Annotated in this window: 28 protein-coding genes and 1 pseudogene; 5 read left to right on the top strand and 24 right to left on the bottom strand. The window is 52.8% G+C overall.

Annotated features, from left to right (window positions below; genetic code table 11):
* Window positions 1-6 precede the first annotated feature (6 nt).
* From AC6RNO_RS27585 to AC6RNO_RS27540, 10 genes are all read right to left on the bottom strand, one after another.
* A complete protein-coding gene (locus AC6RNO_RS27585; RefSeq protein WP_497107442.1) occupies window positions 7-489 on the bottom strand; it encodes a hypothetical protein in 483 nt (160 codons plus the stop codon).
* Between the two features lie 15 nt (window positions 490-504).
* Window positions 505-930, bottom strand: coding sequence for a hypothetical protein (locus AC6RNO_RS27580; RefSeq protein ID WP_497107441.1), 426 nt, complete (start codon window positions 928-930; stop codon window positions 505-507).
* Window positions 927-1061, bottom strand: coding sequence for a hypothetical protein (locus AC6RNO_RS27575; RefSeq protein ID WP_497107440.1), 135 nt, complete (start codon window positions 1059-1061; stop codon window positions 927-929). The genes AC6RNO_RS27580 and AC6RNO_RS27575 overlap by 4 nt, the downstream gene beginning before the upstream one ends.
* Window positions 1062-1069: 8 nt before the next feature.
* On the bottom strand, window positions 1070-1219 hold the full coding sequence (locus AC6RNO_RS27570) for a hypothetical protein (protein ID WP_474685242.1): 150 nt from the start codon (window positions 1217-1219) through the stop codon (window positions 1070-1072).
* Between the two features lie 21 nt (window positions 1220-1240).
* On the bottom strand, window positions 1241-2140 hold the full coding sequence (locus AC6RNO_RS27565; protein WP_474685241.1) for a hypothetical protein: 900 nt from the start codon (window positions 2138-2140) through the stop codon (window positions 1241-1243).
* Between the two features lie 43 nt (window positions 2141-2183).
* Window positions 2184-3086, bottom strand: a complete 903-nt coding sequence (locus AC6RNO_RS27560) for a hypothetical protein (protein ID WP_497107439.1) — start codon at window positions 3084-3086, stop codon at window positions 2184-2186.
* 4 nt (window positions 3087-3090) lie between these two features.
* A complete protein-coding gene (locus tag AC6RNO_RS27555; RefSeq protein ID WP_497107438.1) occupies window positions 3091-4521 on the bottom strand; it encodes an ATPase, T2SS/T4P/T4SS family in 1431 nt (476 codons plus the stop codon).
* Window positions 4522-4551: 30 nt separating this feature from the next.
* A complete protein-coding gene (locus AC6RNO_RS27550) occupies window positions 4552-5787 on the bottom strand; it encodes a CpaE/TadZ family protein (protein WP_497107437.1) in 1236 nt (411 codons plus the stop codon).
* Window positions 5788-5797: 10 nt separating this feature from the next.
* Window positions 5798-6502 (bottom strand): SAF domain-containing protein, encoded by a 705-nt coding sequence (locus AC6RNO_RS27545; protein WP_497107436.1) that lies wholly within the window; start codon window positions 6500-6502, stop codon window positions 5798-5800.
* 126 nt (window positions 6503-6628) lie between these two features.
* Window positions 6629-6775, bottom strand: coding sequence for a hypothetical protein (locus AC6RNO_RS27540; RefSeq protein ID WP_474685236.1), 147 nt, complete (start codon window positions 6773-6775; stop codon window positions 6629-6631).
* A 102-nt stretch (window positions 6776-6877) separates the two neighbouring features.
* On the opposite strand from AC6RNO_RS27540, the gene AC6RNO_RS27535 reads away from it, so the two are divergent.
* Window positions 6878-8758 (top strand): 5'-nucleotidase C-terminal domain-containing protein, encoded by a 1881-nt coding sequence (locus tag AC6RNO_RS27535; protein ID WP_497107435.1) that lies wholly within the window; start codon window positions 6878-6880, stop codon window positions 8756-8758.
* Window positions 8759-8899: 141 nt separating this feature from the next.
* On the opposite strand, the pseudogene AC6RNO_RS27530 reads toward AC6RNO_RS27535, so the two are convergent.
* From AC6RNO_RS27530 to uptA, 9 genes and pseudogenes are all read right to left on the bottom strand, one after another.
* Window positions 8900-9870: pseudogene (locus tag AC6RNO_RS27530) on the bottom strand (PfkB family carbohydrate kinase).
* 381 nt (window positions 9871-10251) lie between these two features.
* Window positions 10252-11067 (bottom strand): hypothetical protein, encoded by an 816-nt coding sequence (locus AC6RNO_RS27525; RefSeq protein WP_474685233.1) that lies wholly within the window; start codon window positions 11065-11067, stop codon window positions 10252-10254.
* A 365-nt stretch (window positions 11068-11432) separates the two neighbouring features.
* Window positions 11433-12182 (bottom strand): stalk domain-containing protein, encoded by a 750-nt coding sequence (locus tag AC6RNO_RS27520; RefSeq protein WP_497107434.1) that lies wholly within the window; start codon window positions 12180-12182, stop codon window positions 11433-11435.
* A 171-nt stretch (window positions 12183-12353) separates the two neighbouring features.
* On the bottom strand, window positions 12354-12503 hold the full coding sequence (locus tag AC6RNO_RS27515) for a hypothetical protein (protein ID WP_497107433.1): 150 nt from the start codon (window positions 12501-12503) through the stop codon (window positions 12354-12356).
* 304 nt (window positions 12504-12807) lie between these two features.
* Complete coding sequence (locus AC6RNO_RS27510; RefSeq protein ID WP_497107432.1) at window positions 12808-13251, bottom strand: hypothetical protein; 444 nt, start codon at window positions 13249-13251, stop codon at window positions 12808-12810.
* A 17-nt stretch (window positions 13252-13268) separates the two neighbouring features.
* The gene (locus AC6RNO_RS27505) at window positions 13269-13613 is read right to left on the bottom strand and encodes a hypothetical protein (protein ID WP_488438316.1); all 345 of its coding nucleotides are present in this window, start codon (window positions 13611-13613) and stop codon (window positions 13269-13271) included.
* 198 nt (window positions 13614-13811) lie between these two features.
* A complete protein-coding gene (locus tag AC6RNO_RS27500) occupies window positions 13812-14435 on the bottom strand; it encodes an MBL fold metallo-hydrolase (RefSeq protein WP_474685228.1) in 624 nt (207 codons plus the stop codon).
* A 36-nt stretch (window positions 14436-14471) separates the two neighbouring features.
* Window positions 14472-15038: a thioredoxin family protein gene (locus AC6RNO_RS27495; protein ID WP_474685227.1), complete on the bottom strand. Its 567-nt coding sequence runs from the start codon at window positions 15036-15038 to the stop codon at window positions 14472-14474.
* A gap of 118 nt (window positions 15039-15156) precedes the next feature.
* Window positions 15157-15762 carry an undecaprenyl phosphate transporter UptA gene (uptA, locus tag AC6RNO_RS27490; protein ID WP_474685226.1) on the bottom strand — a complete coding sequence of 202 codons (606 nt, stop codon included), beginning with the start codon at window positions 15760-15762 and terminating at the stop codon, window positions 15157-15159.
* Window positions 15763-15962: 200 nt separating this feature from the next.
* Between uptA and AC6RNO_RS27485 the strand changes: the two genes are divergently transcribed.
* The 3 genes from AC6RNO_RS27485 (at window position 15963) to AC6RNO_RS27475 (ending at window position 17831) form a co-directional block, all read left to right on the top strand.
* On the top strand, window positions 15963-16412 hold the full coding sequence (locus AC6RNO_RS27485) for a cupredoxin domain-containing protein (RefSeq protein ID WP_497107431.1): 450 nt from the start codon (window positions 15963-15965) through the stop codon (window positions 16410-16412).
* 280 nt (window positions 16413-16692) lie between these two features.
* Window positions 16693-17007 carry a dehydrogenase gene (locus AC6RNO_RS27480; RefSeq protein ID WP_497107430.1) on the top strand — a complete coding sequence of 105 codons (315 nt, stop codon included), beginning with the start codon at window positions 16693-16695 and terminating at the stop codon, window positions 17005-17007.
* A gap of 584 nt (window positions 17008-17591) precedes the next feature.
* Window positions 17592-17831 carry a hypothetical protein gene (locus AC6RNO_RS27475; protein ID WP_497107429.1) on the top strand — a complete coding sequence of 80 codons (240 nt, stop codon included), beginning with the start codon at window positions 17592-17594 and terminating at the stop codon, window positions 17829-17831.
* 312 nt (window positions 17832-18143) lie between these two features.
* On the opposite strand, the gene AC6RNO_RS27470 is transcribed toward AC6RNO_RS27475, so the two are convergent.
* Complete coding sequence (locus tag AC6RNO_RS27470) at window positions 18144-19442, bottom strand: alpha-glucosidase/alpha-galactosidase (protein ID WP_488438313.1); 1299 nt, start codon at window positions 19440-19442, stop codon at window positions 18144-18146.
* 147 nt (window positions 19443-19589) lie between these two features.
* Here AC6RNO_RS27470 and AC6RNO_RS27465 point away from each other — a divergent pair, with 147 nt between their 5' ends.
* A complete protein-coding gene (locus AC6RNO_RS27465) occupies window positions 19590-20447 on the top strand; it encodes a helix-turn-helix transcriptional regulator (protein ID WP_488438312.1) in 858 nt (285 codons plus the stop codon).
* A gap of 41 nt (window positions 20448-20488) precedes the next feature.
* Here the strand turns inward: AC6RNO_RS27465 and AC6RNO_RS27460 are convergent, their stop codons facing one another.
* From AC6RNO_RS27460 to AC6RNO_RS27445, 4 genes are all read right to left on the bottom strand, one after another.
* Window positions 20489-21475, bottom strand: a complete 987-nt coding sequence (locus AC6RNO_RS27460; RefSeq protein WP_497107428.1) for a family 43 glycosylhydrolase — start codon at window positions 21473-21475, stop codon at window positions 20489-20491.
* A gap of 46 nt (window positions 21476-21521) precedes the next feature.
* Window positions 21522-22367 carry a carbohydrate ABC transporter permease gene (locus tag AC6RNO_RS27455; RefSeq protein ID WP_474685219.1) on the bottom strand — a complete coding sequence of 282 codons (846 nt, stop codon included), beginning with the start codon at window positions 22365-22367 and terminating at the stop codon, window positions 21522-21524.
* 4 nt (window positions 22368-22371) lie between these two features.
* Window positions 22372-23289 carry a carbohydrate ABC transporter permease gene (locus tag AC6RNO_RS27450; protein ID WP_474685276.1) on the bottom strand — a complete coding sequence of 306 codons (918 nt, stop codon included), beginning with the start codon at window positions 23287-23289 and terminating at the stop codon, window positions 22372-22374.
* A gap of 121 nt (window positions 23290-23410) precedes the next feature.
* On the bottom strand, window positions 23411-24721 hold the full coding sequence (locus AC6RNO_RS27445; RefSeq protein ID WP_497107427.1) for an extracellular solute-binding protein: 1311 nt from the start codon (window positions 24719-24721) through the stop codon (window positions 23411-23413).
* Window positions 24722-24959 lie beyond the last annotated feature (238 nt).

Here is a 24959-nt window from a genome sequence, read left to right as displayed (position 1 = left end):
CTTTTTTCAATACACCATCTCCGCCGCAGCTTTGACGGTCCAGGCAATCGGCTGCAGCACGGCATACGTACGCGGGTATTCAAGGCGGATAAACATAATAACCCCCGGCCTGTTAAAAGTAACCGAGTAGTTATACCCCGGATGTGTAAAAGTATAAGGAAACGTCTCCCGGTCATTAACCACCTTAAACAAAACCACTTGCACCGGTGACCGCAAAAACGTATCCGGCAGCGGGTCATTGAGCTCGTCCAGGCGAAGGTTGGCCTGTAAATACCGGAGGGCCGTTTGCTGTGCCGCCGCTTCATCGATAGAGCGGATTCCCTCCGCGAGCTTGACCGGATCGGTTTGCTGCGCAGCCGCATGTGCCGCCGCGTTCAAAGCATGCTTGCCCTGAAACAGCGTATGCATCGCCAATTCCTCATCGGCCTGCAGCGTGTACATCGTCATATAGACGACGCTCATCAATATAACCAGCAGCAGCTTATACATCGCATCTCTCCAGACTTAAGGCACATATTCGCTCATTTTCATTCCCGCCGCTCCCATTCGCTCGCCTGCGGAAGGAACCGCGATTCCGATAAGACCGTCAATGACGAATAAGCGGTGATACGGATACGTAATCGTCAATTGAAGCCCCGCTCCCCGCAGCAGCGGCTGACCCGCGTTCGTTCCGCCGGACCCTGAGGTCGAGGTTACGGTATAGGTCAAATCAGCCGGAACGAATCCCCTCTCTTCCATACGCCCTCTGGAGGCTTGGATCATAGCCGCGTCAATATAGCCGTATTTGCCGCTGGCGCCGACCTCAAGCATATAATCGACTTCCTTTTGCAAAAGCGCCTGCCGCAAAATGATAACGTGCTTGTAGACCGGAGAAAACATGAACCAGCAGAGCATCGCCGCAAAAAGAATAAATACGAGAATCTGCTTCATGGATCGATCCGCTCAATAACCGTATTGATTCGCCCGCCGCTGTCTTTCACTTGCTGGCGCATACCGGCATTTCCCCCTACCGCGCCGTCATAGATCACAATAATAACCAGCACCAACATAACCGTAATCAATATGGACCTCACGGCGTCAATGACGAAATGCTCGTATTAGCCGCATTGCCGTGCGTTTGAATATTTTGTTTCATTCCTGTCGTTCCGTTGTTAATGATATTCGTAAACAGCAGCGCCACAACGATCAGCATCATGACTGTAATCAAAATATTTCGCACACACAATCAACCTTCCCTTATTTAGTTAATAGAATTAAATAAACGCTGGCCTTCTACGATCCACGGATACATAAACACCCGAAACGTGTTGAGAATCGGCAGCCCGGCAAGCACGAAAAGCATGTAGGATACCGTTTCCTTCCTGCTTTCCCGGACAAGCTCCATCTTCTCCTTGTAATCCTGTATCCGCTGCCTTAGCAGCCCGTAATAATCCTCATGCTCGTTAAGTCTCAGCGCGTTCAACGTTTCCCCAAAGCTGTATGCCTCGTCCGTACCCAACCTTTGCTTGAATCGGCGGATAGCCGATTCGGCATCCTGGTACCACTCATTTATGAGCAGTTGAAATGCCCCGCGAACGGTCCGCGTCCGGGACACGCATTGCGACAGCTTGGCATGCAGGTTCAACCTCGATTCGCTGTAATACAGCAGATGATGGCTGACGACATAAATCTCTTTGACGATGCGGTGGGCTCTCTGCTCCTTCATATAAGCCAGTACTTTTTTATCCAAAAGCACGAAAATAAGCAAACATGACGCTGCAGCCAGCACATAGACCGGATTCACAAAAAAAGTAAACATCTGGTACCGGAACGCCAAACAGCTGCCGATGGACACAAGCATCAATACAATGGCCGCCAGGCGGCGGCCCCCCTCGAACAATGCCGCATCAACCTGAATACCGCAGCCGTGCAGAAGCTGCCTCTTCTCCTCGATTTTTTTGCCGCCGATCCTTAAAACTTTGAGCAGCCAGCCGGGCGGCCGTTTTTCCCGGACTATTTCGGCGATCCCGAGCGCCCGCCATCTTCTCGTTCTCACCGGCATTTGAGCCAGCACATGATAGAGAGCCGCAGCGATGACGATAAAAAGAAGCCCGTTCGACAAAACTTGAAGCCAATAAAGCTGCGCGCTCGCTATAACCATTGACATCCCCCTCACATTCTTCGCAAAGATAAATAAATGCCCATCAGAAACGACGCAAAAATAAGCAGCAAGGCATCCAGCAGCATGTTCCGCCCTCTGGATCCAGGACATAGTACTGATAGGCGCTTTCCGGATTAATTTTAAAATTGATGAAGAGAAATAAGGCAAGAAACAAAATCGGAGTAAAATTGGCGATGCGTATTTCAAGCAGTTTGTTCCGCTCCGCCTGATCGGATATTTGCGCTTTGCGCATATCGGTAATTAATACCTTTAAGCTTTCTCCGACATAGCTCCCTTCGGTTAGCGCAACCCTCACAATTCCGACAAAATAGTCGGCCCAAACGTGGCCCAGCGTAAGCGAAAAAATTCGCAAACTTTCCTCCGTATCCCTTTGCGTCATCAAATTGCGGTAGAGTTGCTCGAAAACCGGTTTAATCGGATACAAAATCCGCTCTTCTTCCAGACATGCTTGCAAAGCTGTCCGCAAATTTTTGTGCGGAGCAATCATATAATACTGGTAAAACACTTCCACCGCGGGCAAAAAATCCAGTCTGGTGTGCATGCGCAGGCTAACCAGCTTCATCCGCAGCGCCATAAAAGGCAGCGAAACGCAGATCAGCGCGACAACGGCAACTCCCTTGAAGCTTTGAAAAAACAGCGCCCCCGTCATAGCTCCTCCCAAAAACAGCAGGACGCTAATCATCAATAAATTTGCAACGGTTAAAGAAGATTCGACGGATTCCAGCATCTCGCTCAAATACGAATAAAGCCGATATCTTTGGGCCAAATATTCGCTTAATCTGCTGCCGATTCGGGCATGTCGGACATAGTGAAGCCTGTACCTCGCTTTACGCTGTCGGATGAGCGCATGGAGCAATGCTCTTACGAATAAGTAACACAGGGCGAAAAGCATCAGGAGAAAGCTGTATTTGGCGAAAATCATCATCCGCTCATTCGCCCTCTTTCCCGATCCATCCGAACCGTGTCAGCAGCGCATAACCGATTCGGTCCTTTTTGTAGATTTTTTGCGATGCGCTATCCGACAATTTCCCGGGAAATTTCCATCGATTTTCGGAATCGTCATAAACTGCGAGATCGCTTACATGGACCTCCCCGTTTTTGTAACTGTACTCGCCGATTCTCACCATTTTTCGTTTTCCGTTGACGACAGCCATCTCCATTCCGATATGTGTCACATATTCCGTGATCCGTTTGGCCAGACGGGCGGAATCCATGCCCCTGCCGTCCAGCATGCACATATCGGCGATCGCATCCGGTACATCCTCCAATTCGCTGACATGGACTGACGTTATGCTCCCCTCATGCCCACGCGTGCAGGCCCGAACATATAAGTTCGCGTCATTATCGCGTATTTCGGCATGGCAGATGCGTTTGGGAGATTGGCGCAGCGCCAGCTTAAAAGCCTGTAAACCCGAATGCCGGGGATCTTCTTCGTCGATCTCGTACTCGACGATGTTTTTATGCGGAAAATCCCGCCGCAAATTCAGCTCGAATCTCGACTCGATCGTAATGATGCGCTCATTATCGTCCATTTCCGCAATAATCGCTTTGATCAGATTCGTTTTGCCGGAATTCGTCGGTCCGATCACGACCATGTTGAAGCAGGAACGTATGAAACATAAGATCAAATCTCTCATTTTGTCATCGATGGTCACTAATTCCGGCGAAGCGAGAGCAGCAAGATCGAATCGCTGTACCGTATAAAAACGTATCGTTAAAGTCGGCTCTGCAGTGAACCCGAAGCCAGTCATCGTAACACGCGAACCGTCCCGAAGCACAACCTCGGCCCATCGTTTGCGCGGATTTAACGTATCCTGATTAAAAAGCACCAAATTTTGCTGAATCCGTTCCAAATCGCGCACCGAAGGCAGCGAGTGAACGGACGGGACGGGCGTTCCGTTCCTTACTTCAAAAATCTGCCTCCCCACGACCTGGATCTCTTCCAGACCTTCCCGGTTTTTGAGCACAAGCTCCAGCACGTTAAGGCCGATAATCTCGGCAAATATCGCTTCCGGCAAAGTAGCGAAGCTGCTGACGCCGGGAGGAAGCTCGGATAGCCTGCGCTTGGCGGCCAAATCGTGAATCATCGCGAGCAGCTTGCCGCGGTCTTCCTCATAGCCGAGAATGGCGCGGTTCAGCGTCTCGTTGTACTGCTGTTTTTCCTCGTCGTTTCGCCCTTTCGCCATCGCCAACTCGCCGCGGATGTCCTGCACCCACTGCTGAAACACACTATCCGCCTGAGCGCGCTCATCAAACCGGTTTGAGCGCTCAAACCGTTCAGACAGGCCCCTCCCCGTGATCGCCTCCTTGTCGCTGCGCGCGTGCATGTACGTAATGACGGAAAATTTCTCCTCGCTCACTTCTCTCACCCGCTTTCCCGCAAAATGTCGTCAAGTCGCCGCGCGCCTTGTTAAGATCCGTCTGATCCAGGTCGCTTTGCGCGAGACCGATCTTCGGGGCAGCTGATAATATTCGCTCAGCTTGCGCGCAATAGCGGCCGTTTCTTCTCTCATCGGATGGCCCGGCTTGTATAGCTCCAGCAGTTTCCCCTGATTGCAAAATGAAAGGGCGTCGGCATGTCTGGAAATTTCCCCGATCAGATGCAGTTGGGTTTCTTTCCGAATGTCTTTGCTGTTGAAAGCCTCCCTTTGCGGACTTGTATCCGTCTGTACGGCGATCAAGTCGAAGGTGTCCGGCTGCAGTCCGAAAACAGAGCCAACCTGCCTGATCCATTTGGAGAAGTCCTCCTGGAACTGGGCCAGATCCGGGGTCGTCACGACGATCCTCGTATCGGCTTCCAACAGGCCGCAAACCGTCGCCGCATTATCCCAGTAGGCGTTTACCTCGACTACGCACACATCGAAAGCGGCGCGGGCGACGCGCAGCAGATGTACGACCTCCATCGGCGTAAAAAACTCCGCCTGCTCTCTGAGCATGTTGCCAAAGAGCACATGCAGCCCCGGCGCTTCGCGCAGCTTGTCGCATACTTGCCGCAGCCTGTGGGGCGTCAAGCTTTGCGCCTTAAGCTCGGCCCGCAATCCGTCGAGCGTGAACGCCTTGTCGTCCCGTCCCAAATAACGGTGAAGCTTGGAGCTTTTCAAATTCAGGCACATATACCCTACACTTGCGGAAGATTCCGCCGCCAAAGCGTATGCCGTGCCGAACGAAGCAAGCGTAGTGCCGATATTCGGCGTAGAACCGACAAAAGCAATCAGCTTTCCCTGCCCTTGGGAGGAGGATGAATCGGTTTCCGGCTGATCGATCCAGGCTCTGATCAAATCCGCAATAATCGCCGTCCCCCGGCCCGGCTGGACGTAATCAAGCTTTTTCAGCTTGCACATCTTGACATATTTCACGTTGACGGACGTTTCATGGTAATTGGATATAAGCACCATAATTTTCATCCCCGGCCATTGCTTCCGATAACGTTCGAGCGTTTCTTCCAAAACTCCGAAATCCATATGTCGGTCGGACACAATCAGGCGGGAGTAGGGCTGCTTAAGCAATTCCCGCTCCATCTCCTCCGCAGATGCGCATACCGTCCAGTCCAAATGCTCTTGAAACACCACATTCGTCAGTTCATCGATCAACCTTTCGTCCGTCGAATGCAAAATAGCTTGCATCATAATCCCCCCTTCATTCTACCGACAGAATCGAGGAGGAGCTGAACGCGATGACGAGCTTTGCTTTTTTGGTGCTGCAGAGCCGGTCCACTTCCAGCCACTCTTCCTCCGTCAAATTCAAATTAATTTGATCGATCGCCCCGTTGGCCTCAAGCCGGGACACGTACATTTTTTCCGCATCTCCCTCCGCTTTCGACAATAGATTGGAATTTTTGGGATTGTCGATTTCGACGTTAGCCGACGATTTCACGGAAGCGACAACGATTTCCTGATCAAAAAGCTTCCGCGGACTCCCGTCGGCAGACGACACAAAGAGGCGGACCAGATCCCCGGCCCGGATACCGTTGGAAACCGACAGCAAATATTCCTTCGGTATTTGAAAAGTCGCCTGTCGCCGGGACGGCAGCAAATGATACCGGTTTACTTTCCATTTCAAAATCGGCTCGTGCGTCCCCAGCGGTAGCAGCGATTCCTGACCGATCACCTCCTCCAAATCCGTAATCATATCGCTTGTAACACTTCCTTTCTGAACAGATTTAAACCCCACCATATCGCGGCTTATCAAAGTGCCTGCCCGGATAAAATCATGAGGCACGACAACCTGAACAGTTTGCTGCAGCTCCACTTGATTCATTTGCAGCACATACACGACATAGACAAGACAACCGGCGACAATCGCCGCCGTGAAACTGATGAACAGGCTTCTCCTGCGATTCAATGCCGCTCCCCCTCTCCCTCTCATGCAGTTAAAAAGCAAAAAAGAACGCAAACCCCGGACTCATGTCCGAAATCTGCGTTCTTCGCAAATCTAGCGATGTTTGTTGTGTTCATTCCAAATATTACACTAAATACACATATATGTAAATACCTTTTTTCTTTGCGAATGACAAACCGCCTGTCCATCCGTTTGAGAGACGAATGAAACAGGCGGTTCTTCCGCACCATGCTCAAGTAATTCTAAAGTACCATACTCTTTTAAAAGTTTCAACATATTCTTACAAATCCTTTATAAAAACTTTATAACAAGTTAACTCTATTAAAATGTGCATCCGTTATACTGATATGAAACAGAATTGAGAGGAGAATTTCTACGATGAAAAAGTTGAAATTATGCGGCGCCGTTATTTCGGGGGTTTTAATTTCGGCGCTAACCGCAGGCTCCGTTTTTGCTGCGCCGGTCAAACCGGTCTCTCACGTGGAGTGGATGCAAAAGAAATCGTGGGTAGAAGGAGATCTCGGCGGAAACCTGGCGCTGGATCGCCCGGTCACGCTGGCCGAAGTTGTTACCGTACTGGAAAGAGTACAGGGCTTGACCGGCATTACGACAGACAGCGCCGCTAAGCGTCATTGGGCAGGGGGTCAGCTTTCTTTGGCTCAGTCCAAAGGTCTGATTACCGCCGACGAAGCAGCGTCTCCCGACCAACAGCTCACAGCTGCGCAAATCAAACAAATCGCGGCCAAATTAAACTACGACCTGACGCTTCCCGAGGAATCCACGGTGACACGCGGAAGCTTTCTGAACGCTCTTGGAGATGCGGTTACGCTCCACATCACAATCGGACATACGAACGACGTGCACGGGCACATCGAAGAAAACAAAAGCAACAAAGAATTCGGTTATGCGAAAATAGCGACGCTGATCAAACAGTGGCGCGGCGAGAATCCGAATTTCCTGCTGATGGACGCCGGCGATACGTTTCAAGGCACCGTTTTTGTCAATCAATTCAAAGGAGAATCCATCCTGCCTATCCTGAACGGGCTGAAATACAATGCGATGGCCGCAGGAAACCACGAGTTCGACTTCGGCTACAAGCAGCTGCTCAACCTTCGCGATCAGTTGAAATACCCGATAATTAACGCCAACGTCTTTACAAGCGACGGCAACAACCTGCTGGAACCGGTGTACTATGCGGAAATCGGCGGCAAAAAGTTTGCCTTCCTCGGCTTCGTAACGGAAGAAACGCCGATACTGACCCACCCGGACAACGTGCAGGGACTGACTTTCAAAAGTCCTGTCGAAATCGCCAAAAAAGTAGTACCCGAATTGAAAAAGAAAGTGGACCGGGTCGTCGTCGTCTCCCACGTAGGCATCGAAACGGACCGGGAAATCGCCAAGCAAGTGCCCGGAATCGACCTGATTATCGGAGGCCACTCCCACACCCCGCTCCGCGATCCGGAAGTCGTTAACGGAACTTACATCGTGCAGGATTGGGAATACGGCAAATCGCTCGGACGCGCTGACTTATACTATTATAAAAACGAGCTGGTCAACTTTACCGGCGGCCTGCTGGAATATGACGAGAACGTCCAGCCCGATCCGGACGTCGCCAAACAAGTGGAAACGATTGTGAAACAAATCGATACCGCGTTAAACGTAGTCATCGCCAAAACCGATGTCGATCTGGACGGCGACCGCAATTTCGTCCGCAAACGCGAAACGAATCTGGGCGACTTCATCACAGACGTGATGGTGGAGCGCACCAAATCCATTCAAGGAAACAATGCCGATGTGGCGCTGACTAACGGCGGAGGCATCCGGACGCAGGTAAAAGCGGGCGACATCACGAAAAAAGCGCTCTACGACGTGCTGCCGTTCCCGAACACCGTCGTCATTCTCGATGCCAAAGGCAGCGAGCTGAAGGCAGCCCTTGAAAACGGCGTCAGCCAGGTGGAAAACGGCGCAGGCCGGTTCCCGCAAATCAGCGGCATGTCCTTCACCTACAATCCGGCCAAACCTGCCGGCCAGCGCGTCCTCGAAGTCAAAGTAGGCGGCCAGCCGCTTGACCCGGACAAAACATACAAGCTGGCAACCAACGATTTCATCGCAGCCGGCGGCGACGGGTACGAAATGTTCAAAGGCAAAAAGGCGCTGAACACCGGCATTACCCTCTATGAACTGGTAGAGGAAGCGCTCGGCAAACGCAAATCGATCAGCCCCAAAACAGACGGCCGCATCACGGAAGTGAAAGAATAACCGCTTGTATCGCTAAAATACAAAGGGGCTGTACGAAAAGAGGACCTCAATTCCACTCAGTAGTGGAATTTGAGGTCCTTTTGCCTGATTTTCGGGCTGTCCCGTACATTGCGAACGGGACAGCATCTTTGCGCGCCGCGGCTACGCCTGCACCTCGGCGAGCGTCGGCAGCGCCGGGATCGCGCCCCGGCGTGTCGTCGTGATCGCGCCCACGCGGTTCGCGAACGCGAATACCCGCTCCGCGGCTCCGGCTTCGCCGAGCGCGTCCGCGATCCCAGCCGGCGAAGCGCCGAGCGCCGCCAGCTGCAGCAGCATGGCGCCGACGAAGCTGTCGCCGGCGCCGGTCGTATCCACGGCCGCCGCAGGCTGGCCGGGGAAGGTCACATCCTGCCGTGCGGTCACGACACGGCAGCCCTGGGCGCCCAAGTGATGACGATCACTTTGGGGCCTTGCGCCAGCAGCTGCTGCGCCCCTGTGGTCGCGTCGGTGCCGAGGAGGAATTCGATTTCCTCCTCGCTCACCTTGACCACATCGGCCAGCGGCAGCTGCGCGAGTATTTCCCGCCGAGCGGCGTCGGCGCTCGGCCACAGCGCGAGGCGCACATTGGGGTCGTACGACACCAATGCGCCAAGCTCGCGCGCGCGGCGCGCCGCATCGAGCGTCGCGGTGCGGCAGGGCTCGGCGATCAGCGACACCGAGCCGAAGTGATACACGGCCGCGTCCGCCAGCCACTGCGCCTCGACTTCGTCGGCGCGCAGCAGCATGTCCGCCGCCGGGTCGCGGAAAAACAAAAAGTCGCGCTCGCCGTCCGCCCGCAGCGACACAAAAGCCAGACCGGTCTTCGCCTCGTCGGTCTGGATTACAGCCGCCTGCACGCCGACTTCCTCAAGCGTGCGCTTCAAATAATCGCCGAACGGGTCGCGGCCGATTTTGCCGATAAACCGCGCCTCGCCGCCCAGTTTGGCGACGGCTGCCGCCACATTGGCCGGCGCTCCGCCTGCCGCCCGCTGGAAGGCGGCCACATCCGCCAGTGCCTGTCCGTTCACGTCCGGCACAAAATCGATCAACAGCTCGCCCAAACAAACAATGGTTTTATTTTCCTTTATTAACATTATCAAACATCTCCTTAGTAACCTAAACCATTCATCATGTAGCACTTAGCTTGACCAAAGCATCGGAATGCCAATACTATTTCGGTCCGAAAAGGCAAAATTCCTTTCAAATCCTTGCATAATTTTATGGCCGTGACCCGCTAATAAACGGTTTTCCTGGACATCCATCGACCGCTGCAGCTTCGGAAAACCTGCGAAAGTACAGGCTTTTTTTGCGAATATGACTCATTTTGGGAAAAGCCTGCGATTGTGCAGGAATTTCGGGTAAAAATGGGTCAGATCCCCTGTACCCACTGAAAAACCTGCACTTTTGCAGGAATTTCCCGCACCAGGCTTCTCAACAGGCAAAAAGCTGCACTTTTGCAGGTTTTCTCCGCGTTGTCAAACAGATGTGCCGCCGGCTCTAGCGAGCGGCCACGCTTTTCGCAGCGCTTGCGCCCCTGCCGCTAACGAAATCAAAAAGCATCCGAGAACAACAAACGGAAGCGTCGACCATTCAAAAACGGAGCGGCCCAGGTACGTTTGCCAGCCGAGCGCCAATAAGCCGAGCACGTAGGCGGTGCCTGCGGTATGAAGCAAACTGCTGCGGGCCTTGGCCGTCAGCGGGGTTCGTTTGGTCAGCCAGGCGACAATCGGCATGGCTTGCAGAGCGTGAAAGCCGAGACCGTGCAGCCAAATTATATTGCCATGAAGGCCAACGGTTCGGCCCATATTGAGAGAAATCCAGATACCGGCCGCAAACGAAAGCATGATTGCGACCATCGCATAGCGGATGCCCAGCACCAGCTCCGGTTGGAGCGCGATTGCTTTTCGGCGGAAATATTGAACTGCCAGGAATAGATAACTCAGAATCAACAGCAAAGCGACAAAAGCAAAAATAGAACCGACCATTGCATCAAAATGTGTGCCGCCCTTTACAAATCTCGGGTTGACCCCGCGGAAATTTTGAACGGTTTCAGCAAAGTAAGAATAGAGTGCCAGTATAATATAAAACCATCGAAAGAAAGCTCTGCCTCTGGTACCCAACTCGGAAAAAGGAGCGATTGCCGCCGTCGAAATCAAAAACATACCCAACGCAGCATTGAAGGAGAACGCATTTAGAACGTTGCCTTTAGGGGAAACGGGCCCTCCGTACAACAACACCCATACTGCACATATCCCTGCAAGCAGAAAGCCAAGCATTCCTGTAAGAACCAACCACTTTTCCCCTTGGAAAATTTTGCGATTTAAATTCGTTGTTTCAACCGAACTCCTCATTTTTGTATTACCCATCATATTCACTCCCCATCACCATCATCTTTGACTCTTCCATTATATGGTTCGGAGAATTGTTCAAAAACTTGCTCAAGTCCAGTCTTTTTCCCGGCCCCCAGACGGATACTTCCTCCGACTTAAGAAGTGAGATAAACCTCTATCGATGTCTTTCGAAGATGTGAGGGCCGCGTTTAGAGGCAGGTTTATTCGCCAATAAGAATGTGTTCTACGCGCTTTAGCGCTGTAATGAACTTAAACATTCTTATGTGGTAAAAAACCACTGACCCGCACGGTCAGTGGTTTTCATGTTATTTCACCTGTATTTGCATTTCTGCGCTTTCATCCCGGTCGTTATCGACACCTTCGCCCTTCGAAAAGCTTGCGTACACTTTAATTGTATAAGTTCCGGGCGGCAAATACGCCGGGTTGGAGTCCGGATTTTCCAGGAACTTTTGGTAATCCGGCTTGCCGCTTTTCCGGAAATTAAATTCCAATATCGTGCTTAGGGGAAAGTTATGAGCGATCTCATTTCCCGGGTTCAACTCCACTTTGATTGCGGATGCTGCAACATAACCGCCCTCTCTAATCCCGTCTTGATCTGTAATAGAGAAGGTGAGCGACGGCAGTCCGTGTATAAAATCTGTTTTCTCAGCGCCCTGATAAGACAGCGTGGACCATACGTTTATTACTTCGTCCCGGGCGTAGATGCTTTTGCCTGAATGAAGCGCCAGTGTAAAGTCATCGAATTTTTTTATCGAGCTAACCGATGCGTATTTTTCGGAATTTTGGGGCTGATTGATTTCAATAGCTGCAGATTTTTGATCGTAATAGACGGCTCCGCCCAATTGATCCGCCACATACCTGAGGGGCACGTAAGTGCGGCCGTTAATGTTATAAATCTGCAGTTCCCCGGGCAGATCTTTCTTCACGCCATTGACCTTTAGCGCTGCGGATGATTTGGTTATTTGCTCCGGGTTATCCGCACTTGTCGTTGAAATCGTGGCAACGAACAAACCGCTTGCGATAAGTAAAATTTTATTCATCCTTGACTTCTGCACGCTTGCTCCTCCTTCAATTACAGCTAAGGCTTGACACGTCCCGAAAATTCCAATCAAATCATAAGACTGATGATATTTTCCATATTTTATTAATACACGCTGCATAACCAAACGTCAAGAAGAGGCCTTGCAAGGGCCGCACGCAAGCGCCCCCACAGGCCTCTTCTCTATTCAATCAACGAGCTTAAATGTTAACCCCGATAATTGCGCCTCCTCTTCCATCCCTTCGATCAAAAGAGCCACCCGATTCCCGCTTTCTTTGAACCAAGGCTTCGGAAGATAGAAGAAGTTTTGGGCTCCGCCGGTCATATGAGGTCGCAAGCCGTCCCCCTAAACGGGGATCGGCAATTGAAAGACGCTCCGCCGGGCTCAGGGGCGAACACAAGCGTTCCGACGAGCCGACCGAGCAGCTTATTTGCGCCTTCGCTCCGCGGGGCACCAAAGGTCGGCGCAGCCGTTTGTGAAGCAGCCGGCCGGGCGGCAAAACTGCAACTGCGAGGCCGCTCGCTTACCCCGCGCAGCTCCCAGCGCGCGGGGTTGCGCTGCATGACGGCGGGCGGGTAGCCGCACCCGCTGGCAACGCGGAAAAGCCTGCAAAAGTGCAGGCTTTTTTCGCAAAAATGGTTCATTTTGGCGAAAAGCCTGCGATTGTGCAGGAATTTTCAAGGAAAATGAACCAGAGCCCCTGTTCGCGGCAAAAAGCCTGCACAATTGCAGGAATTTGTCGTGGCCAGCGCATCCATCGGGCAAAAACTGTACTTTTGCAGGCTTTTTCCGCCCGCATTGCCGAGCAATTGCTGCCTCCTATCGCGCGAATTCCTGACTTTTGCAGGCTTTCTCCGCGCAAACAGGCAGATTGTGCGACTGGCTCCGGCGTACGGGTTTCTGGGACCTGATTATTTTCATTCTGTGGGGTCACGTTTTGTCCACGGCGCCATGAGAGTTTTTGCAGGTTTTCCGGCCTGCCAAGCCGCGGCTTCATGAACAGTTGCGCAAGTTGCGGCGATAAAGCGAAAAGGGTCTGGCCCTCCGGCAGCCAACGCTGCGTTTGGGTCAGACCCTTTCCCATTCAGCTTGCAAATATGACTAGCATTTATGATGATGGAAAAAACCGCGGGTAATAATGATTAGCAGGATGAAGAGAACAAGAATGCTTCCGACGTTGTTGTAAGGAGCGACTGCTACCGGCTTCACATGATGCACGGGTTTCGGATACACTACAGCAGTTTGCTGGATCGCGTGCAAATGAATGTTATGATGAATCGGTTTAGGCGCGACAGGCGGCGCGTAGGCGGCCGGCATCACGTTCGGCATTGCATTCGGCATGGTGTAGGCCGGCATTACGTTTGGCATCATGTTTGGTCCCGTATGAATCGGCATCGTATAAGTCGGGAATACGGGAGCTGCGTTATTTGGTCTTAGATATTCCATGGAAAAGCACCTCCTTTATTTCGTTAGCTGAAGTTGGTGACGTGGTTGTTTAGGTGGTTAACTTACAACATCAGTCTATGGGAGCGCACCTATTCAGAACACGGTAAATACCCAGAAGAAATAAAATTGGTTTCCTGTCATGGATGACGAGCCGTCGCAAACGAAAAGACTGTCCGCTAATCGGACAGTCCCTCTCGGTTACACATATGGATTATTGTCGCGTTCGAAGCCGATCGTCGTTTTTGCGCCGTGTCCGGGGTACACGACGACATCGTCTTCCAGGGTGAACAGCTTGTCCTGAATCGAGTCCAGCAGCGTGTTCGTGTCCCCGCCCGGAAGGTCGGTACGGCCTACCGAAAGCTTAAACAGCACGTCGCCGCCGAACAGGTGCTTGTCGTAGAGAAAGCTCACGCTTCCCGGAGAATGGCCCGGCGTGTGGAAAACCTTCAGCCGGATGCCGAGAAACTCCAGCACCTGGCCTTCGTCCAGCGCGTATTCCGCCGGATCGGTCACAATCTCCGCGCCCAGCTCCGGCCAGCGCGCAGAGCCGTTCTTCTTCGGATTGGTCAGCCAATCCGCTTCCAGGTCGTGTATGTATACCGGACAGCCTTTGAGCTTGCGGATCGCGTCCACGCCGCCGATATGGTCAAAATGCGCATGCGTCAGCAAAATCGCCTCGATGTCCAGATCGCCGATTTTGTTGATCAGCGGCTGCGGGTTCATGCCGGGATCGATAATGATCCCTTTTTTCGTATCCGGGTCGGACAGCAAGTATGCGTTGGTGCTGAGCGGACCCAGAGGGAACGTATCTATTTTGATCATCTTTATTCGCTCTCAATCTTTTAGAGATGCTTGCCCTTAAAACGTAGAAATCAAATCGCGAAGCTCTTTGACGATCACGGCGTGATAACCGTTGCCTTCGCCGTATTGACGGCCCATTTCCGCCCGGGCAACTTGAATTTTCTCGTTGTAATCCGCAGCCTCGCGGTCGGGGTTTTCCTGCTTGAATTTCGCCATTACCGCCTGTACATTTTGCGGACGAGGTCCCCATTGGCCTAATACGAAACCGCCTGTATCCGTGAAAATAACGATCGGAATCGCGCGGCCGCCCATCGTCAGGAATTGGTCCATCACGTCCATATTTTGCTCCTGGATCAGCACTTCCACAGGAATGCCGCTGTTTTCCAGCGCTTTAAACACGACCGGAACGTTGCGCACAACGTCTCCGCACCAGTCCGCGCACAGAATGAGGCAGCGCAGATCGTCACGGTTGTTCAAGGATTCGAAATACTCCTTGTCCTCAGCGTCAGCCCATTCGAAGCTTTCGTAGTAGGCGAGGAACTGCTCTTTATTTTTCTCCATACCGTCGATAAATTGCTGGGGCTTAATGCCTGTCCGCAGCTTGCTTGCGAGATTGATGCTCATCAATGCTCAGCCTCCTGTTACATATTTTTTATAAATGCGAGTAATGTTTCAGCTCTGCCTATATTGTAGCAAATGCTTGCGAAAGCTCCAACAGAATTGACTTCCAAGATTCAAGCGATTATTTGGCGCTTTTGTTTTTTCTTTTGATATAAAATTGATAGCCGACATACAGCACGGTCAGCACTACGGCTGCAATTATGAGAGGCTTAATATACGGGCCGGCAACCTGATCGATCGTTTCCCAGTTGTCTTTAAGCGCCATGCCGAGATACACGTACAGGAACGAATACGGTATTAACGCCAGACCGGTGTACAGGGTGAATTTGCCCAGAGGCATTTTCGCCATTCCGCCGGGAAGAGAAATCGCGTGACGGACAATCGGAATAAAACGGGCCGTGAAAATCATCCCGGTGCCGTACCGGTTGAACCAGGACTCGGCAACGTCGATGTGATGCTTGCTGATCAGCAAATATTTGCCGTATTTCTCCAAAAAGGGTCTTCCGCCGTAACGGCCGATCCAATACAGCACGATTTGGGCCAACGTCCCTCCGATGACTGCACATATGATCGCCCCGATAAAGCTGATTTCTCCTTTGGAAACAAGGTAGCCCGCGTAGGCCAAAAGCAATTCGTTAGGAATTACTTCCAGCATAAGGCCGAGGAATATGCCCCAGTAACCCAGTCCTTCCAAATACAGCAAAACATTGTGAATGAACTCACCCATTTCATAGACCTCTCTCCGCAAATAGTAGCCGGACCGTTTCTTTGTCTTGCTATTTTCGGCTCGATCCTAACCTCTTCCTATTCTACCATAGACGTGCATATGTCACCAATTTCGGTTCCGGCGGCAGCATTCCGCATACATGCGCAGACAAGCTCCTGCATAGGATGTACAAAAACGAATGTACAGGAGGCGGACTTTTGATGTCGAAAGTATGGATCATTCAGCGCAAACACCTAATCCTTGCAGCAGTGGCGCTCCTGATCATTGCAGCCGGATTGTTATACGCGAACCGGGAGCGGATCGTCCCCGCCATGGCGGAGCCTGCTGCCGAGCGGACCATTCATATGGTGACCGGGGAATTCAAAGCCAATACAGAGGATGGATCGACAATCGAGGCTTACCGCTGGGACCCCGGAACCGTTGTCGTACGCAAAGGCGAAAAAATAAAGCTCAACATCTTGGGCGTCAACGGCGCCAGCCACCCTTTTCTGATCGAAGGGCTGAACATTAAAGGGGAAGTCAAAAAAGGCAAGGAAACCGTCGTTTCGTTCACGCCGGAGCAAGCGGGCACATACAGGTTGATCTGCATGACGCATGCCGATAAAAACCATAACGGCCCCATGATCGGCTACATCGTCGTCACGGAGTAAGCCTCCCTGGAGTCTGTCCGATGAACCACGTAGAAGGTATATGTATGCACAATGACGGTATTCATGCAGCGTGAGCGGCATATATACAGTCATTATTCAGTGGGTAAGCACAAACGCAACTCCGTCGGACAGACTCTCAAGAGCCCGGCAGGCGAAATCCGCGGAAGGCGCCGCCGCCCGCCGGACGACTCCCAACTTGGGCTCCGGGCTGCTGCCGCGCCAGTAGCTATCCGTCCTCGCTGCGCATACACATAGCAGAGAGAGGAGTGTTGAGGCGGCAATGAAAAATAACACCAATGAAAAGCACAAACAGCAGCTCCCGACTGCGCGCGGAATAAGACGGGCTTGCAGCAAGGAGCTGTACCGGACGGCCAAACGGCTGAAAACGTGGATTTCTCCGGAGCAAATGCGGCAAGCCGAGGAGCTTTACGTCAAAAAAGTAATGCTGAACCTGCCGTTCATCGTCGAGCACGGCAGCAACCGCAAGCTGCTTGCCGACTGGTTCGGCGAACACGTAGGCCCGGAAATCGCTCCGCTCTGGAACGTGGAGCTTGCCGCTTTGAATCACGCATTCCGCGAAGCGTTCGGCGGATGACCGGGCCGGCCGCCGGCGGCTAGCGCCGGGTCTCGCAACGGCGCGCCGGGGGCTGCGCGCAGGGCGGCGCTTGCATGATGGCGGCCGGTCGACAGCATGCACGGCCGCGGAAAAGCCCGCCCGCCGGTGCCTCACCGGCACGACCGCCGTGCGACGCCGCGACGCACGCCAGGTACCGCGCGCGGGGCGTAAGCAAAACACCTGCTGCGAAAGCGCGACTGCAGCAGTTCTGCCCTCCGTGCTGCCGCTACATTGGCAGCACGCTCAGAGAACCTGCAAAAGCCCCCCATGCCGTCGACGGCATACGGCCAAACAAACTGTAACCGATCAATCGGATCGTTCTAGTAGTAATCTTATTGCACCCAAGCGTGCTTGTTTCGAAATATTTCTGCAAATCTCAGGCTGCTGAGAAAACGTACATTGGTGAGGCGTAGCTCTAACTCTATAAACGCACAGAAAACCTACGAAAATTAGATTGCCGATAAAACGACAGGGTAGCGAAACCAGAGGGGTCACAGCCGCTCTTCCCCAACCCGTGCCTCCCCTGTACGAGTTGCGGTGCTGAAGTGGGGGGACAAAGCGGCTTGGCAGGAGAAAACGGTAAGGGAAAGCCTGCGAAAGTGCAGGTTTTTTCCACGAAAGTGGTTCATTTTGGCGAAAATCCTGCAATTGTGCAGGAATTTTTGGTGAAAATGAATCTAAGTCCAAGTTCGAGGCGAAAAGCCTGCACTTTTGCAGGAATATGTCGTGGTCAGCGCATCCATCGGGCAAAAACTGTACTTTTGCAGGCTTTCTTCGCATTGCCGAGCAGTTACCACCTCTAGCGTGCGAGCTCCTGACTTTTGCAGGCTTTCTTCGCATTGCCGAACAGTTACCGCCTCTAGCGTGCGAGCTCACGCAACCAGGCGGATTGTGCGACCGCCTTCTGGCGTGCGGGTTTCTGGGCAGCCTGAAATCTGCAGGTTTTTCGGCTAAAATGCGAGCTCAGCCCCATCGCGAACGGAAATGCCTGCACTTTCGCAGACCTTGGGGCGCCAAGCTGCCCAGCAAGCTAGCTGCGCCCAGCCGCCCTCTGCAGGGAGCCCACAAAAAAAAGCCGAAGGGAACGCATTCCCCTCGGCTTTCTCGTTTCCGGCTTACTTGTACTCGGGCAGCCAGCTCCCGTGTGCTTCGATCAAATCGTCGCACATCGCGATGATATCGTCCATCGACAGCTCGGCCGATGTGTGCGGATCCAGCATCGCGGCATGATAAATGTGCTCGCGCTTGCGCGTAATCGCCGCCTCGATCGTCAGCAGTTGGGTGTTGATATTGGTGCGGTTAAGCGCCGCGCACTGCGGAGGCAGGTCGCCTACATAAGTCGGCGTAACGCCGTTCCGGTCAACCAGGCAAGGCACTTCCACGCAAGCCTCGCGCGGCAAATTCGTAATAAGGCCGGTGTTCATCACGTTGCCGCCGATTTTGAACGGCACATTCGTCTCCATCGCTTCGAAAATATAAGAAGCATACTCGTGGGAGCGCTCGTGCGTCAGATTCGCGTTGTTCACGATATCTTCGCGCATCTTTTTCCAGTTCGAGATCTGCCCGATGCAGCGGCGCGGATACTCGTCCAGCGGAATGTTGAAGCGGTCGATCAGCTCCGGGTAATTGCGTTTGATGAAATAAGGGTGATATTCCGCGTTATGCTCGGAAGACTCCGTAATGTAATAGCCGAATTTCAGCATCATTTCGTAGCGGACCATGTCCCCGTGCTTTTCCAGCTGCTTTTCGGCTGCGCGCCGCTTGATTTCCGGGTACAGGTCGACGCCGTCCTTGCTCACTTCCAGCAGCCAGGCCATATGATTGATTCCGGCGATTTTCGCCTGAACCCCGTCCTGCTCCATGCCCAGATGTTCGAACAGATGAGGGACGCACACTTGAACGCTGTGGCACAAGCCTACCGTGCGCACTCCGCCGTACGTGTTCATCACGTTGGTAAGCACCGCCATCGGATTCGTGTAGTTCAGGAACCACGCGTCCGGGCAAACTTCGCGGATATCCGCGGCAAAATCCAGCATAACGGGAATCGTGCGCAGATTGCGGAAAATGCCCCCGATGCCGACCGTGTCGGCGATCGTCTGGCGCAGGCCGTATTTTTTCGGTATTTCAAAATCGGTGATCGTGCACGGATCGTAGCCGCCGACCTGAATCGCGTTGACGACGTATTTGGCGCCGCGCAAAGCTTCCTTCCGGTCCGAATACGCTTTCACTTCGCAGGTGCTGCCGCTTGTTTTTTTCAAATTATTCAGCATGTTCTCCGAGTCCAGCAGCCGCTCGCGGTCAATGTCGAAGAGCGCCAGCTCAAAGCCTTGAAGCGCGGGCGTCAGCATGCAATCACCCAGTACATTTTTAGCAAAAACGGTACTTCCCGCACCTAAAAAAGTAATTTTTGACATGTTCGTTTCGCCTCCAAATCGTTGTTCCCTGCTTTCTTTTACTATAAGCGACGACGATTCGGTTGAGTATGGAACGAACGAACAGGAATATGGACATTTGTAGTTTCTTCCGCTACTCTTATGATAAAAACACAAAAAGGTGCCCCTATGAATCCGGACCACTCCTACTTCTATGTCACTATTAATCCGTTCACCGGCAGCGGCGAATTGCCTGTGCTTTTCAGCGGCGAAGGCAAGCCGAATCCCCGGCACAAAATGGGGCCGGCCGTGCACGATTATTATTTGATCCATACGGTACTGTCCGGCGAAGGGGTTTTTGAAATCCATGGCCGGACTTACCGCTGCGGGGCGGGCGACAGCTTCGTCATTTTCCCGGGCGAGCTGTTCAGCTACGTAGCGGACGCGCATCGGCCGTGGCATTATGTCTGGGTCGCTTTCGCCGGCCGTGCGGCGGGTACCGTGCTGTCCTCGATGGGAATCGTCCCGGACAATCCGGTGATCCCGAACAGCGGCACGAAAAAAGTCCGCCATCTGTACCGGCGGCTGCGCGCTTGCTTCGCCCAGAACGCTATCCCCGCCCTGGAGGATACGGAGTCCGGAGGCTGGCTGCGGCTTCTGCTCAGCGAGCTCGGCCTCGCCAACCGCCGCCGCTGGCCGGCAAAGCCGGCCGCCGAATCGGACGCGCACCGTCAGGTCGGACAGGCGATCCGCTATTTGGAGCTGCAATATACGCAGCCCGTATCTATTGAGCAGTTGGCCCGCATGATCGGGTACCACCGGACTCATTTGTGCAAGATGTTCAAACAAATAACTGGACTTTCCCCCATGCAGTATTTATTGAAAATACGCATGGAACGCGCCGAGCAGCTGCTCGAAACGCCGATGACGATCGACCAGGTCGCTTCGTCGGTCGGTTTTAACGACGCGCTTTATTTTTCCAAGCAATTCCGCAAATGGAGCGGCTGCGCGCCTACGTCTTACCGCAAAACGCTGCGGCATCTTTAAAGCAGCGGGACCGCGCAAGGCGTACGAAGTACGAGGCTAGCCTAAACAGTCACGCCGTCCGCCGCCGGAATGCCGAAGTTCGGCGTGCCGTCGCTGTTCCAGCCCAACCTCTGCGCGCGGGCATGGCGGTTCGGATCGTACAGCGGATCGCCGTTGATTTCTTTATAATTGCGGGCGTGATAGACGAGTATATCCTCCGATCCGTCGGCGGAAACGGTGAAGCAATTGTGACCGGGGCCGTATTGTCCTGTCGCTTCGCTCGTGGCGAACACCGGAACAGGACTTTTGCTCCATGAGGCCGGGTCCAGCAGATCGCTGTCTTCCGATGCCGTCAGAAGCCCCATGCAATAGTTATAATCGGTAGCGCTGGCCGAATAACTGATGAAAATTTTGCCGTTCTTGCGGATCACGGCCGGCCCTTCATTCACATGGAATCCGATAATTTCCCAATCGTATTCGGGCTTCGTAATCATCACCTGGCGGCCTCGAATCGTCCAGGGATTTTCCAGCGGGGCGATGTACAGATTGGAATTCCCGACAATCGCCGGGTCCCGCTGTGCCCATATGAGGTACCGGACTCCACGGTGCTCGAACGTAGTCGCATCCAGCGAGAACGATTCCCAGTTCGCCTTCAGCTGGCCTTTTTCCACCCATTCGCCCTCCAGCGGATTCGCGGATTCGTTCTCCAGCACGAACATGCGGTGATCGAACAAGCCGTTATCCGTCTCCGCCGTTCTCGCCGCAGCGAAGTAAATGTACCATTTTCCGCTAATAAAATGGATTTCCGGCGCCCAAATGTTGGCGCTCATCGGACCGCTTTCGTACTTTCTCCATGCGACGACGGGCTCGGCCTGCGCCAGCGCCTGAATCGTCCTCGCTCTTCTAACCTCGATCCGGTCGTACTCCGGCACGGACGCCGTAAAATAATAATACCCGTCCGTATGGTTGAACACCCAGGGATCGGCCCGCTGCTCGATCATCGGATTTACGAATTGCTCTTTTTGTGCGCTTTTGTTTTGTTCAGTCATGGTGGGTCCCTCTCTCCTCTTTGCTTATATGCTTCATTGTGCAGCGCTATCCCTTGACCCCGCCGATCGTCAGGCCGGATACGAAATAACGTTGGAAGAACACGAACAAAATTAAAATCGGCAGTATAGCCAGCACAGATCCCGCGATTAGGACATCATAGTTGTTGCCGTACGGCGTCAGCAGCGTGGAAAGGCCGATCGGCAGCGTAAACTTGTCGTTCGTGCGCAGGACGATCAAAGGCCACAGGAAATTGTTCCAACTGCCCATCGCCTGCAAAATCGTCATGGCGCCGAAAGCCGGGGCCATAAGCGGCACCATGATGCGGAAGAAAATGCCGTATTCCGAGCAGCCGTCCATGCGTCCCGCATCGAGAAAATCTTTGGGCAAGTCGGCCGCATACTGGCGGAAGAAAAAAATCGGCAGCGGAGCGACCGCAAAAGGCAAAATAACGCCGGCGACCGTGTTGATCAACCCGAGGCTGATCGTTAATTTGTACAGCGGAAGCATAATGATTTCGACCGGAATCATCATCACCAGCAAAACCATCGTGAATACCAAATTTTTGCCTTTAAAATTGTACTTGGCCAGCCCATACCCGACCATCGAAGAAAAAAGCAGGCTCGCTGCGGTAAAAATGACCGTAATCAGCAGGCTGTTTTTGTACCAGTTAAAGTAGTTTTTGGCCGAGCCGGACAAAATGAACGAATAATTGCTGAGCCCCATGACGTCCCACTGCAGCTTAATGTTCAGCCCGTACCTGAGCAGCTCCTTGGAAGGCTTGAGCGACGCCAGCAAAAGCGCGTACAGCGGAAACAGCGAGGCAATGGCCAGAACGATAAAAAGAAGGAGCATCAGCACGGACGGAAGCGACCAGGAACTGCGTTCTTTCATACGTTTACTCCTCCTTTTTGAACAATCCGAAAGATTTGAGCTGCACCAGATTCACCAGCAAAGTGATGACGAGCAGCGTCAGGCCGATCGCCGAACCGAATCCGAGATTGTTGGACTCCAGCCCTTGCTTGTAAATATAGCCGATCATCGTCAGGCCGATCTGATTGGGTGAATTGTTGCCGCCGAACATCGTGTAGCTCTCCACAAACATCGCGTATCCGCCGTAAATGCTGATCGTGAGCACATAAATCGTGACCGGCTTCAGCAAAGGCAGCGTAATATTGCGGAACTTGTCCCAAACGCCCGCTCCGTCGATTTCGGCGGATTCGTACAGCTCCCCGGGAATGCTCTGCAGAGCGGACAAGAAGTACAAAATATTAATGCCGGTCCAGCGCCAAGCCGCCAGAACGATGAGCGCGAACATCGCCGTCCCCGAGCTTCTCAACCATTTTTCGCTTTCTAGCCCGATCAGATGCATGAAGGAGTTGAGCAGCGAGCCGTCCAGTTCGCCAAAAATAAGCCGGAAAATCGTGCCCGCGACGACTACCGAAGTGAGCGCAGGAACAAACAGCGAGGCCCGGAAAAAATTGCGCGCCTTCATCATTTTCGAGTTCAAAAATACGGCGAGCACCAGCGGTCCCGGGATCAAAACGACCAGCGTCCAGAACGTATACTTCGTATTATTGAGCAGCGCTTTGAAAAAATCGGGATTCAGCAGCTTTTTGTAGTTTTCAAATCCGATGAACCGGGTGCTGCCCGGAAGCACCTCTTGAAAGCTCATCGTAATTGTAGATATGACAGGATAAGCGAAAAATATAATAAAAGACAGAACGAACGGCAGCACGAACACGTAAGGCGCCACTTTTTGCGAGTACAGCAGCTTGCTTCCGGCAGTGCGCCCGCGCTCGGCCGTCACGGTCATTTGACTGGTTTCCACAGCGGCCCACCTCCCTAACCAAGGATAATCACCGGCTTTGCCGGAGCAAGCAGGAGCCTGCGCGCGCAAAGCCAGTGATCTTGAACATTCGTAAAGCCCGGAAGCGTTACTTGCGCAGCTCGCCGGCTACATCTTTCAAAGTTTGGGCGGCATCTTTGCCGTCCTGCAGCACGCTCGGCATGATTTTCGTCTTCACCGCGTCGGATACGGCCGGAATTTTTTCGCCGACATGGACCGGATAGATTTCGTCTTTTACCGATTCAAGCACTTTGAAAATGTCTTTGCCGAAAAACTGGGTGAATTTGTTGTCCTCTTTCAGCTCCGGCATGCTCCATACTTCTATGCGGATCGGGTCAAAGCCAAGCTGCTTCCAAATTTGGATGTTGCCTTCCTTGGACAGCTTCGCGTAGGACAGGAACTGCATCGCCAGCTGCTGGTTTTTCGACTGCTTGGTGACCGCCGTACCCGTACCGCCCATGCCTGCGGAGCGGAATTGGCCTTTTTCCCATACAGGCATCGGCTTGATGATGATTTTGCCTTTCAAATCCGGCATATAGTCGGTGAACCGTCCCATGTACCACATCGGCATCCAGACCGAAGCCGCCCCGCCTTTGTTCATGAAGCCGTAGTATTCTTCGGCATGATGGCCGCCGCCCGGCGCGGGAACCGCGATTTTGTCTTTCACCAGCTGCTGCAAGTACTGCAGCGTTTTTGTGTTCACTTCGTTGTCGAGAGTGACTTTGCCGTCTTTATCGAGGTAGTCGGACTTTTGCTGGGAAATCAGCGGCCAGAACGACCACTGGTCGGCCGTTTCGACCGTCGTCATCGGCTTGCCGGTGGCGGCCAGCACTTTTTTGCCCGCTTCCGCGTAGTCGGCCCAGGTGACGATCGAATCCGGGTTGACGCCGGCTTTATCGAGAATTTCTTTATTGTAATAAATAACGGCTGCGCCTACGTGGAAGTCGATGCCGTAATATTTGCCGTCTTTGGCGTAAATTTCGACCCTGGATTTCACGATGTTTTTCAGCTCGGGTTCCACGATTTCGTTGAGCTCTGCAAGTTGCGGAGTTCCTTTCAGGTAGTTGGGAAATTTGCTGATCTCAATGTCGGCCAAGTCCGGTGCTCCCGTGCCCGATTGCAGGGCGACCAGCAGCTTGTTGTGCATATCGTCGTACGGCAACGTATCCGCCTGCAATTCGATCTGCTTGTCGGGATTCGCCTTGTTCCACGTCTCCGCCATACTTTGATAAAACTTGGCATGCAGCTCGTTAAACGTCCAAAGCACCAATTTCGTTGATCCGCCCGGTTTGGAGCCCCCGGATTCGCCGGTGCCCGCACTGCTACTGCTGCTGCACCCCGATAAAACTGTGACCATACAGAGAACCAACAATGCCGCAATCATAAACGCCTTCCTCATTCGATCCTTCCCCCTTTTCATGGATAAAAACGAAAGCTGCATGGTGTGTGCTCATGATGTTTTAATTTAGTCAAACTTAAATCATTTCAAATTTATATTATTTTTACTTTATATTTTTGTCAAGAAAAATTTGAATACGCTTTCTTTCTCGCTTTATATGACATCAACTATTCGAATAGCGCATGTTTAACGACATGAAATCGCTTATATGATTATCCGCGTAAAATATTTAACGGAT

The organism is Paenibacillus sp. sgz302190 (assembly GCF_059820445.1).
This window is presented reverse-complemented; position numbering and strand designations above follow the sequence as displayed.